Consider the following 11,173-nt stretch of genomic DNA (forward strand, 5'->3'; position numbering starts at 1 on the left):
AACGAGGTTTGAAAAGGGTTTTAACTTAAGATAAATTCGATAAAAAATTCCTAAGCCGTTAATACCTGCTGCGCTGTCAGTTTTAACTCAGGAAAAGTCAGAGAAAAAATTTGCTGGTTTCCTGTAAATACTGTTTGGTTATAATGTCCTTCATCCAACAAACAGACTGTCACCTTTGCCTCAAGAGGATCAACAATCCAGTATTCAGGGATAGAAAAGGCTGCATACTCAAGTGGTTTCCTTTGATAATCTCGCTTCACAGACTCAGCGCTAACCACTTCTATTGCCAACAGTGGAGGTAACTCAAGTACAGCCGATTTACCCTGAATAGATTGTCGCTGTTCTTCAGTCATCACAATTAAGTCAGGAAGGCGGGATTTTTTGACGGAGGTGCGAACGCCAGTACCGCTAGGGCGAACCTACCAATCTAACCCTAGTCGTTGGATTTCCAGATAAAAGCGGATCAACAAGAAAGTAATGATAGCTTCATGCAAATCTGAGGCTGGAGGCATTTCTAGCAGTACCCCATCCTCAAGTTCATAGCGCTTGTTAGTTCCGTCATCGTAGGTGAGATATTCTTCAAAAGTATACAGAGGTTCTACAGGTTTTGTAGTGAACATACTTTTGTAATTCGTAATTTGTAATTCGTAATTCGTAATTAAGAGTTCCATAAGCTATTACGCAGAAGAGATCCCCCAACCCCCTTAAAAAGGGGGCAAAAGATTCTAGTTCCCCCCTTTTTAAGGGCGGTTAGGGGGGATCTCTTTTGCGTAAGTCTTGTCCCAATTACGAATTATCTAGTCATGATCATATCTACTTTCTTCATTCTCAGGTAGTTTTGGAATGTAGAGTTGAGTTTTTCCAAAATGTCTTTAACTGAAGAAATTCTTTCCCAATTACCGGGCGATGTTTTAGGAGGGTTGCGTCAAAGCGATCGCATTCTCACATCTCTGCGCGAAAACTCCACACCTATCCCAACGTTAGTTAAAGAAAGTCAACAGCCTTTAGGTGTCGTAGACTTCGATGTAATTATCTGCGGTGGCACCTTGGGCATTTTAATTGGTTGCGCCTTGGCGGTGAAGGGGCTACGGGTGGCGTTGATGGAACGGGGAATTTTGCGGGGGAGGGAACAAGAGTGGAATATTTCTCGCAAAGAATTAGATGTATTTGTGGAATTGAATTTGCTAACAGAGGAGGAATTAGCAAGTGCGATCGCAACTCAATATAACCCGGCGCGAGTTAGTTTTGCTGGCGGTACAGAAGTTTGGGTAGAAGATGTTTTGAATATCGGCGTAGATCCAGTTTATCTACTGGCTACCTTAAAAACCCGATTTCTCGCCACTGGGGGAAAGTTGTTAGAAAACACACCCTTTACTGAAGCGGTGGTTCATGCAGATGGGGTGATGGTAAATAACCAATTCAAAACTCGGTTATTAATCGACGCGATGGGACATCTTTCACCCATCAGCCAACAAGCACGCCAAGGCAAAAAACCAGACGCGCTGTGCTTGGTTGTCGGAAGTTGCGCCCAAGGTTTTGCGGAAAATAACTCAGGCGACTTGTTGTTATCATTTACATCTTTGCAGAATCAATGTCAGTACTTCTGGGAAGCGTTCCCAGCCAGGGATGGCAGAACCACTTACTTGTTTACCTACATGGATGCACATCCCCAACGCTTGAGTTTAGAAGCTCTATTTGATGAATATCTGCGTCTCTTACCAGAATATCAGGGAGTGGAATTGAGCCAGCTAAAATTTCAGCGATCGCTATTTGGTTTCTTTCCCACCTATCGCCAAAGTCCGCTAAAAACCCCTTGGAATCGCATTCTACCAGCAGGTGATAGCAGTGGTAGTCAATCTCCCTTAAGTTTTGGTGGTTTTGGCGCAATGGTGCGTCATTTGAAGCGTTTAACTTATGGCATTTACGAAGCGCTGGAAACAGAACAATCATCTCCAAAAGCCCTCGCACTGCTGCAACCCTATCAGCCAAGTTTGACTGTTACTTGGTTGTTTCAAAGGGCGATGAGTGTTGGTGTAAATCAGAAAATTGCTCCAGATCAAATTAACCAACTACTCTCGGCAGTATTTCAGGAAATGCAACAGTTGGGTACACCAGTGCTAAAACCGTTTTTACAGGATATAGTACAGTTTTCGGCACTAACGCAAACACTGTTAAAAACTGGTTTCTCTCATCCGGTATTAGTTGCCAAGATAATTCCGCAAGTAGGTTTAGGAAGTTTGTTAGATTGGATGGTGCATTACTGTAATTTAGGTGTATATACTGCCTTATTTTGGTTGAGTCCAATGCTAGAAACATGGATTAAGAATCAACCAAATGAACAACAATATTACTGGCATCGTTTGATTGATGCTTGGAAGTATGGTTCTGGCGGTGATTACTCAGATGAAATTTGAATAATACCTGTGTGAGGATAACATGATTGAACGGAAATCTGTAGGAATCAAATACTTTGCAGTACTGGTTGGTTTTCTGCGCGATCGCCAAGGTTTTCTAGAAGAAATTCGTCAAGGTACACGATTACCAACTAAAATCATTTCTCTGCTGGTTTGCAGTTCCTTATTCCTCGCTGCTTATGGTGCAATCATTGGTGCATATCATAGCTGGATGCAAGCTTTATCTTCCGCCATCAAACTCCCAGCCCTTTATTTAATCACACTTTTGATTTGTATCCCGACGTTGTTCTTTGCTAACATTATTTTTGGTTCAAAACGCACTTTTGGACAGCATTTAGCATTAGTTTTGACTGCGGTTTCAATCACAAGCGTACTTTTATTTAGCTTTGCACCAATCACGCTGTTTTTCTTGATTACCACTAATAATTACCAATTTTTAATTCTGTTAAATGTATTCGTCTTTGCATTGACTGGATTTATTGGTGTTTCGTCTTTATATCAAGCCACGAGTTTAGTTTTAGAACAAGATAATGAAGGTAGCAAGACACGCCAAAAGATTTTACAATTTTGGCTATTTCTTTACGCTTTCGTAGGCAGTCAGTTAGGATGGACTCTCAGACCGTTTTTTGGCACACCTGGCTCTGTTTTTGAACTGTTCCGCGAAAGAGAAGGCAATTTCTATTTAAGCGTCATTAAATCTATTAGCTATCTCTTGGGAATCCGTTAATTAGTAGTTAGTAATTAAACAGAATATACGACATATAAAATTATGCTGAAAAAGCCAAATATCGGAATTCAACAATTTGGTGTTTTGATTAATTTATTGCGCGATCGCCAGTCTTTCTTAGAAGAAATTCGTCATGGAATAAGATTACAAAATAAAATCAGTTCTCTGTTCGTAACGAGTTCCATTTTCTTTGCCCTCTATGGCGCGATTATCGGTGCAGCCCACAGTTGGGCACAAGCATTATCCGGTGCTATCAAACTTCCGGCATTTTATTTATTAACACTGATAATTTGTTTCCCAACTTTGTTCTTTTTTAATGTTTTGTTTGGTTCCCGCAGCAGTATTCAACAACATTTTGTTGTGTTGCTTACATCTGTATCGGTAATTAGTGTACTTTTATTCAGCTTGGCACCAGTTACGCTATTTTTTCTAATTACTACACCCGACTCTTATCAATTTTTTAAACTGTTGAATGTCTTAATTTTTGGCATCACAGGCATCTTTGGCGTAAAATTTCTTTATGAGGGAATGCAGTTACTTTCTCAACAAGATGAAGTTGGGAAAAAAACCCGCACCACTATTTTAAGATCCTGGTTGTTGCTTTATGCCTTTGTTGGTATGCAGTTAGGATGGTTTCTCAGACCCTTTTTCGGTGCCCCTGACTCCAAATTTGAATTATTTAGGGCAGTCAAAGGCAACTTTTATCTGGATATTGTAGCGGCGATTTCTGAAATTTTGGGTTTTCGTTAAAAGGCAACTTAATATCTGATTTGTAAACTCGGCTGAAACCTACTTGTACCAAGCCTTTCAAGGCAGTAAAATATTTGAACTAATTTTGACTTGAAAACTAGCTCTATCAGAGAAGCGTAGCTAACCATAGGTATCGCTTGTTCTCAATCGCGACGAAAACTTCTCTTACGTTGTTTGTGCCTAGCAACTTCTTTGCGCTTGTGTTTTTCCAGGGGCGTTTCAAAGTGACGATGCTTTCTCATGTCTGGAAAAATACCTGCTTTGGAAACTTCCCTCTTAAATCGACGTAAGGCTGACTCAATTCCTTCATTTTCGCCCACAAATACTTGGGTCATTTTAATCTCCTACTTAATTGGTACTGGGCAATTTTAAGCTATCCAGTAGACCGTAGCGCAAAAAGGGCAGACTCATTATCTGCCCTTAAGACCTTAAAACTTAATTTTTTAGTGTTAGAACTTAGTAGCGGCCTCTAGAGTATCCACCACCACCACCACTGTTATTTCGTCCACCGCCAAAGGAACCACCTCTATCTTCTTTCGGTTTCGCTTTATTCACTTTGAGATCGCGTCCCATCCACTCAGCACCATCAAGAGCTTCAATGGCGGCTGTTTCTTCCGCTTCTGTACCCATTTCTACAAAAGCAAAACCGCGTGGACGTCCTGTTTCACGGTCAGTAGGTAACTGAACGCGCTTTACAGAACCATGTTCAGCAAAAACCGAAGTAAGGTCTTCTTGTGTGACCTCGTAGGATAGATTACCTACATAAATTGACATGCATTATCTCCAAAATCATAGGTTTGTAGAGATTTAGATTTCGGAGACAAGCTTGTTAAGACCAAAAGGGAAAAGCCTGTCAATACTAAAAACAAACGCTGTAACCGAATTTCATTCTCACATGATCATCTTAGCACATTATTCAGTTCTTACCCACAGTAAGTTGAAAGTACTAAGAGTCAGCGATCGCCTGTGGTCTTCTCAAACATCTTCTAAATCAGGGATTCATAGGTAAATTCCGACATTGAATAGCAGAAATTCCTGAAATAATTGCAAAATAAATGCAGTCCGTCATGATTATTACTTACTTGGAAATGCCGACTACACTTGCTGATGCCCAAAATTTGCTTTCTGACTTGATCGCCCGCAACTGTGAGCGTGTAGATTATCTGATGATTCGCCTTGAAGAAGCAGAAGGGACTGATATCTTGTTGCGTGGCGACAAGGTAGAAACCCTTAGTGAAGGCATCTCGATTGGTGGACATATTCGCGCCTGTTATAAAGGTGGATGGGGGTTGAGCTGCTTTAACCAGCTTTCGACAATTAAGGAGCGGATAGAAGAAGCGATCGCTGCTGCGCGGATGGTTGGTGATGAAGAAACTTTACTTGCACCCATTGATCCAGTGCAAGCAGTATGCAAACTACCCTTAGAAGGCACTGATCCTCGAAAGATCCCACTCTGGAAGAAAAAACAGTTGTGCGATCGCTATACTGAATTGCTCAAAAGTGTTGATCACCGGATTACTACTACCTCGGTGCGCTATGGAGACAGCGCCCAAAAAGTGATCATCGCTACCTCAGAAGGGACTCTAATCGAGCAATCTTGGGTGGATATGGAAATGCGCTTTGCCGCCACCGCCAGAAACGGCGAAACGGTACAAACTGGACGGGAAACTACTGGCTCTCGCAAAGCCTACGAAGATTTAACTGATCTTGATAAACAAGTCAAAAGTGCTGCCCAAAGAGCGATCGCAGCTTTATCTCTGCCATCGGCCAAAGGTAATACTTACACGGTAGTCATTGACCCAATTCTTACAGGTTTGTTTGTTCACGAAGCCTTCGGACATCTTTCTGAGGCCGATATGGCTTACGAAAACCCTGATCTGCTGGAAGTCATGACCCTTGGACGACGATTTGGTTCAGAAGAACTGCAAATTTTTGATGGTGCTGCCCCAGAGGGACATCGCGGTAGTTATTTTTATGACGATGAAGGCACGCCTGCTACTACTACTCAACTAATTAAAGATGGAGTTTTAGTTGGACGTTTACATTCTCGTGAAACTGCTGGCAAATTAGAGGAAGCACCTACTGGTAACGCCCGTTGTCTCAACTATCACTTTACGCCCATTGTGCGGATGACAAATACCTGGATTGAACGGGGCAAAACGCCAGTCGAAGACTTATTAACTGATATCAAAGAAGGAGTTTATGCCCGTAATTGGCTGGGTGGCATGACGAATGGGGAAATGTTCACCTTTAGTGCCGGGGAAGCGTGGATGATTAGAAACGGCAAAATTGCTGAACCGGTGCGGGATGTGACGCTTTCGGGAAATGTATTCCAAACTTTAGCGGATATTGAGGCAATTGGTAATGATTTCTACTGGGATGAATCCGGTGGTTGTGGTAAGGGGGGGCAAAACGGCTTATCAGTGGGTTGTGGTGGCCCGAGTCTACGAATTCGAGATGTAGTGGTTGGTGGAGAAACTTAACCAATTCAAAATTCGTCTTGGAAAGTTCTGAGCGGATAGCGTAGCGTCTCGTAGAGAGCGTCGGAAACCTCCGCTTGCAACTTCGGAGGTTAAATTACCGTCTGATATTGTTTGAATTTTCAATTGTTAGTAATGTGGACTTTGCCACCACAGATAAGGAATCAGTTTCACAGATGAGTATTCTATAAACAGCATTCTTATATAAAGGAATTTATCCAATGAATAATACTTCTGTAAATGAAAAAAATGCAGGCTTTTCTTTATTTGTCAAACCTAGTTTCAGAGTTACAAAGAAACAGATTTTATTTAGCACCCTTATCCTATGTCTTGGTTTGCTAGGACTTGGTGGTTTTTGGTTTAAATCGAGATATAGATTTGATAATAAGATGAATGTAGAACTACAAGAATTATCTAATGTCGATTATCCAGCAAATCCCGCGCCTTTAGGCAAAAACTTTCAGAGATATTCTCACAGAAAATTAACACTTATTAAAATAGATGATAAACATTTTGATTTTGTGCTTGAGCCAACAGACAAAAAAACAGCACAGATAGTTATAAAAAATGTTAATTTAGAGCTATTAGTCCCTAAAGCGCCGGAATGGGCAAAAAAAGACAAGGGTTTAGAAGTAATCGCTTTTACAGACCGCGAGTGGAACAGACAACAGATTAGTTTTCCTGCTAATTCCAAAAATATAGAAATTGTCGGAGGAGATGGGTTTGAAAAACAAAACCTCGTAGAGGTAGCCTTAGCCAACAATTGCTTAAATGCAGGATTTTGGGAAATTTTACTTTTCACTAAAGAGGACGGTAATAAATCCCTTTATTACCAAAGTTGGTTTACTTTCCCGATGGGACATTACAAAAACATTTTTGAAAATATTAATAATATTTCTTATTGGCGGCATTGGTGGAGATTAGAACACTGGCAAGATCCAAGTGGCACAATAGTAAAGACTAATCTGCTAAGAAACGTAATTGATGAAAAAGAAGTTGCTACTCAGTTTCCGCTTGATGAAAGGATAATTGTGTCTGGAGAGCAAGGTAGGAAAGTTAGAACTACACTAGTTACAAATATCACAAAATGGAGAGATTTTTATGATGCTAAAAATGAAATTAAATTTGCAAGTTTTCGACCACCAGGATTTTACGATCAAAATAAGCCTTGGGGAAATGAATACTGGCGGATAGGCAAATTTAACAAAGCCATTTTGAGGAATGTTAAACCGATTGACGTTGAACAAAATTTACAGGAGATTGAGTTAGTATTCACAGATACTAAGAATAGTGAACAAAATAGATTATTCATTAGTGGTATTAATCTTAAAACGCTTCCTCAATTGCCTGTAGAAGAGTATTCTAAAGGCTTATATATGCCAATGGGAATTGGCATACCTCCTTTTTATCAAAGCTACGAAGAATTAACGAAGAATCATCCAGATATCAGCCCCTACTTCAGTTTTTTACTAGATTCACAAGGGCGGTGGATAGATCATCATCGTTTAGCGGTTGATGGTTCAGTGATGCACCTTGATAAAGATAATCCAAATCTCTTGCATCTTTACCTGTTATCCTACGAAAGAAATACTTTAATAGCTCATTTTTTGGTCAATTTAAAATAAATACATTCTCTTCTCTTCTTTTGTAATAAGAGAAGGAGAACCTTCACATATAAAATTGAAGTAACTGGTTGGCTTTAATATTTAGTCAACCAGTAATTGCTTGAGTAAAGCTATCCACATATCAGACGGATCGGAGTAGTAATCAATTTCCTCAACTTGATATTGATAAGATTCATGCCCTTGTCGTAAAATAATCCGATCGCTGGGTTTGATGCCTTTCCCTACTCCAGTCATATACCCTAAGATTCCTCCATTTAGCCGCTCAAATACATAGTCGCTTCCCCAAACTTGTTGGCTGTAATCGTGTATTTTATTCTTCTGTTTTAATTGGTTTGCTGGAGAGCTAGGCAGAACTAACTTATTTAAAAAACTAAAACTTAAATTCATACCTGTTCTTATTAAAGACATAAGTGAGTTCTCTTGAAGGAGAGACACATAACAAAGAGTTTTGGACTCTAAATTAATCTTAATTCCTTTCAATCACCAATCGAGAATCAAACAGGTGGACAATATAGTCAGAAATCAACTGAGTAACAAAGAAGAAATTATAACCAGTTCCTTGAAAAGGCACTTAAAAACAATTAAAGAATAAAACTAATAATTCAAAATCAAGTTTTTTTAAAGTCTTAGTTCTGAGTTACTAATGTTTAATTACTACCAAGTTGTATCTTTTGTTAAACAACCTTTAAGACCAATAATGATGCTGTATATATCAAGTAAAAATTCCTTGTTGATCATCCTAGTGATTTTTATTCGTTTCACTTTTGAGCATCCAGTCAAATAACAGAAGTGATATGAGCTATTTTTTTACTAGCTAATTAAATTTACAGTACTATCAACCGCAGATTCAACTGTAAGATCACCGAATTATTGAATAAGATGGGGTCAGGTATGAGTATTTTTTACTTAACTAGATAATATTCATTTATAAATATTTTATGTCTTAAGAATGTCGTTAATCATCGGTATTAGGGCTACATCTATCTGTTTGAGTAATACTTCTAGGGTGGAAAAGTTCTCTAAAACAACATTTGCATGAGCCACTTTTTCTTTAATAGATAATTGGCTATTGATCCGAGCTTGTGCCTGTTCTCTATTTAAATTATTTCGTTGTATCAATCTTTGCAGTTGTTGCTCTTGGGAACAACTTACTAACCAGATTTCTGTAACCAAGTCAGTCATCCCAGCTTCAAATAATAAAGGGACTACTAACACCAGTGTTTGTGAGGAAGATTGGGCAATTTCTTTAAGGAAGCGATCGCGCACGTAAGGATGTATTAAATTCTCTACCCAGTTGCGTTCATCTTGACAATTAAAAATAATTTCGCCTAGCTTTTGGCGGTTGAGGCTAGCATCTGGTAGTAAAATTTCCTCGCCGTAACGTTGAGCGATCGCACCAAGAATAGGCGAACCTAAAGATACTGCTTCTCTAGCATAAATATCTGCATCCAAAATTGGCAGATTATAAGCACTAGCTAAATAATTGGTAACGGTGGTTTTGCCTGTGGCAATATTTCCGGTTAAGCCGATTATGCGTTTTGTCATTTGTTATTATAGGGCATGGGGCATGGGGCATTGCTTATCTCTCTAATTTAAGAATTAGTTGCCCATCTTATTAGTGCTTGGGTTAAACCATCTAAGGTATACTCTTGGGCTTCTACATCCACACGCCCGAATAAAGAATGACAAGTTTTAGAGGTTTGGGGGCCGATAGATGCAATACAAACACTTTCTAAAAATTGACTAGCATCAGAGTTGTCAGAAAATATGTTGTCAGTAAGTTGACAGAAAAATTGCACAGTTTTAGAACTGGCAAAGGTAATTACATTTACTTTGCGGTTTTGGAGAGCTAACTCTGCCGCAGGTGGAATACTATTAGGACAACAAGATTGATACGCTGCAACTTCAATTACCTTTGCTCCCTTGGCAGTTAATTCCTTAACCAAAAATTCTCTTCCACCGCTTTCAACTCTGGGAAATAAAACCTTTTTTCCATGCAGTTCCTCTGGAAAATTTTCTACTAAAGAATCGGCAACAAAGTTAGGGGGAATAAAATCTGGTTGAAGAGAGTGTTGTTTGAGACTTTGGGCTGTTTTCTCACCAACAACGGCAATTTTGATGCCAGCCAAAGCGCGGGTATCTTTACCTTGGGCAATTAACCTTTCAAAAAAGTAGTCTATGCCGTTGGTAGAAGTGAGAATTAACCAGTCGAAGTTAGATAAATTAGCGATCGCATTATCTAAATCTTGCCAATTAGAAGGCGGGCCGATTTCTAAGGTGGGCATTTCAATGACTGTCGCCCCTAATGCGATGAGGCGATCGCTAAATTGGCTCGACTGTCCGACTGAACGCGTTACTAAGATTGTTTTGCTAGTGAGGGGTTGGGCAAATGGGGGGCGATTAGTTGACATAGCTGGGGGGCTAGGAGTTTTGACTGTAGTTAAATCCTGATAATCTATTTTCTCAGGTTGCAAGTACTTGCGTAGCCCAACAACTTCGCCAATAACAATTACTGCTGGCGAGAGGGATAATCCGGTGGTTTGTTCCAAAATATTGCCCAGTTGCGCTGTCCAAATTTGTTGATGAGGAGTTCCTGCCCAACGGATGATGGCAATGGGTGTTAAGTGCGATCGCCCGTGCCGCACCAGCTGATGTACAATCTCTGGCAGATGTTGCCCTCCCATCAAAATTACTAATGTTTCTAAGCGTGATACTGCCTCCCAGTCTAAAACCTCTGGTTCGTGAGCTGTAAACACTGCAAAACAACGACTTAAAACTGGATCTGTTAGGGGAATTCCTGCCAGCAAAGGGGCTGCAAGGGCTGAAGAAATTCCTGGTACTAGTTCAAAATCACAACCAGATGCTTTTAAGGCTTCAATTTCGGAAGTGCAACGTCCAAAAATTAACGGATCGCCTGATTTGAGCCGTACAACTTGTTTTCCTTGCTGACAGTAATTTACCAGTAACTTATTAATCTCAGCTTGGTTTGTGCTGGGTTTACCACCGCGTTTACCGACATCCAACTTCAAGCAATCAGGTGGTACACACTGCAATAATTGAGCATCTACTAAAGCATCGTAGACTAACACCTGAGCAGCAGCTAAGAGATTGTAAGCTTTTACTGTCAGGTATGCCACATCTCCAGGCCCAGCACCTACTAAGTAGACTTTGCCCCGA

10 protein-coding genes and 1 pseudogene are annotated in these 11,173 nt (G+C 40.1%); 5 read left to right on the forward strand and 6 right to left on the reverse strand.

Features of this window, described 5'->3' with window-relative positions; genetic code table 11:
• Positions 1–50 precede the first annotated feature (50 nt).
• Positions 51–620: pseudogene (locus F8S12_RS38785) on the reverse strand (Uma2 family endonuclease).
• Positions 621–866: 246 nt separating this feature from the next.
• Here F8S12_RS38785 and F8S12_RS38790 point away from each other — a divergent pair.
• The 3 genes from F8S12_RS38790 to F8S12_RS38800 are packed head-to-tail and all read left to right on the forward strand — an operon-like array spanning position 867 to position 3,891.
• Positions 867–2,414 (forward strand): FAD-binding oxidoreductase, encoded by a 1,548-nt coding sequence (locus F8S12_RS38790; protein WP_196521600.1) that lies wholly within the window; start codon positions 867–869, stop codon positions 2,412–2,414.
• A gap of 22 nt (positions 2,415–2,436) precedes the next feature.
• Positions 2,437–3,141 (forward strand): actin-binding WH2 domain-containing protein, encoded by a 705-nt coding sequence (locus tag F8S12_RS38795; RefSeq protein WP_196521601.1) that lies wholly within the window; start codon positions 2,437–2,439, stop codon positions 3,139–3,141.
• Positions 3,142–3,183: 42 nt separating this feature from the next.
• Entirely contained in the window at positions 3,184–3,891 is a 708-nt protein-coding gene (locus F8S12_RS38800) for an actin-binding WH2 domain-containing protein (RefSeq protein WP_196521602.1), read from the forward strand.
• Positions 3,892–4,034: 143 nt separating this feature from the next.
• Here the strand turns inward: F8S12_RS38800 and rpsU are convergent, their stop codons facing one another.
• A complete protein-coding gene (gene rpsU, locus F8S12_RS38805) occupies positions 4,035–4,226 on the reverse strand; it encodes a 30S ribosomal protein S21 (protein ID WP_196521603.1) in 192 nt (63 codons plus the stop codon).
• A 121-nt stretch (positions 4,227–4,347) separates the two neighbouring features.
• Complete coding sequence (locus F8S12_RS38810; protein WP_196521604.1) at positions 4,348–4,665, reverse strand: RNA recognition motif domain-containing protein; 318 nt, start codon at positions 4,663–4,665, stop codon at positions 4,348–4,350.
• Positions 4,666–4,979: 314 nt separating this feature from the next.
• Here F8S12_RS38810 and F8S12_RS38815 point away from each other — a divergent pair, with 314 nt between their 5' ends.
• Both F8S12_RS38815 and F8S12_RS38820 read left to right on the forward strand, forming a co-directional pair.
• Positions 4,980–6,374, forward strand: coding sequence for a TldD/PmbA family protein (locus F8S12_RS38815; RefSeq protein WP_196521614.1), 1,395 nt, complete (start codon positions 4,980–4,982; stop codon positions 6,372–6,374).
• Positions 6,375–6,592: 218 nt separating this feature from the next.
• Positions 6,593–7,996: a hypothetical protein gene (locus tag F8S12_RS38820; RefSeq protein WP_196521605.1), complete on the forward strand. Its 1,404-nt coding sequence runs from the start codon at positions 6,593–6,595 to the stop codon at positions 7,994–7,996.
• Positions 7,997–8,077: 81 nt separating this feature from the next.
• Here F8S12_RS38820 and F8S12_RS38825 read toward each other — a convergent pair whose 3' ends face one another.
• The 3 genes from F8S12_RS38825 to cobA form a co-directional block, all read right to left on the reverse strand.
• A complete protein-coding gene (locus F8S12_RS38825) occupies positions 8,078–8,404 on the reverse strand; it encodes a hypothetical protein (protein ID WP_196521606.1) in 327 nt (108 codons plus the stop codon).
• Positions 8,405–8,932: 528 nt separating this feature from the next.
• Complete coding sequence (gene coaE / locus F8S12_RS38830) at positions 8,933–9,541, reverse strand: dephospho-CoA kinase (RefSeq protein ID WP_196521607.1); 609 nt, start codon at positions 9,539–9,541, stop codon at positions 8,933–8,935.
• 47 nt (positions 9,542–9,588) lie between these two features.
• Positions 9,589–11,173: uroporphyrinogen-III C-methyltransferase (cobA, locus tag F8S12_RS38835; protein WP_196521608.1), on the reverse strand; the 1,585-nt coding region annotated here is incomplete at its 5' end.

Origin of the sequence: Nostoc sp. WHI, assembly GCF_015714725.1 — a bacterium.
Taxonomy (GTDB): Bacteria; Cyanobacteriota; Cyanobacteriia; order Cyanobacteriales; family Nostocaceae; genus Nostoc.

Excerpts from the sequence above, each read along its gene's own strand:
- F8S12_RS38790 (WP_196521600.1), top strand. The coding sequence starts at position 867 with ATGTCTTTAACTGAAGAAATTCTTTCCCAATTACCGGGCGATGTTTTA.
- F8S12_RS38795 (WP_196521601.1), top strand. The coding sequence starts at position 2,437 with ATGATTGAACGGAAATCTGTAGGAATCAAATACTTTGCAGTACTGGTT.
- F8S12_RS38800 (WP_196521602.1), top strand. The coding sequence starts at position 3,184 with ATGCTGAAAAAGCCAAATATCGGAATTCAACAATTTGGTGTTTTGATT.
- rpsU (WP_196521603.1), bottom strand. The coding sequence starts at position 4,226 with ATGACCCAAGTATTTGTGGGCGAAAATGAAGGAATTGAGTCAGCCTTA.
- F8S12_RS38810 (WP_196521604.1), bottom strand. The coding sequence starts at position 4,665 with ATGTCAATTTATGTAGGTAATCTATCCTACGAGGTCACACAAGAAGAC.
- F8S12_RS38815 (WP_196521614.1), top strand. The coding sequence starts at position 4,980 with ATGCCGACTACACTTGCTGATGCCCAAAATTTGCTTTCTGACTTGATC.
- F8S12_RS38820 (WP_196521605.1), top strand. The coding sequence starts at position 6,593 with ATGAATAATACTTCTGTAAATGAAAAAAATGCAGGCTTTTCTTTATTT.
- F8S12_RS38825 (WP_196521606.1), bottom strand. The coding sequence starts at position 8,404 with ATGTCTTTAATAAGAACAGGTATGAATTTAAGTTTTAGTTTTTTAAAT.
- coaE (WP_196521607.1), bottom strand. The coding sequence starts at position 9,541 with ATGACAAAACGCATAATCGGCTTAACCGGAAATATTGCCACAGGCAAA.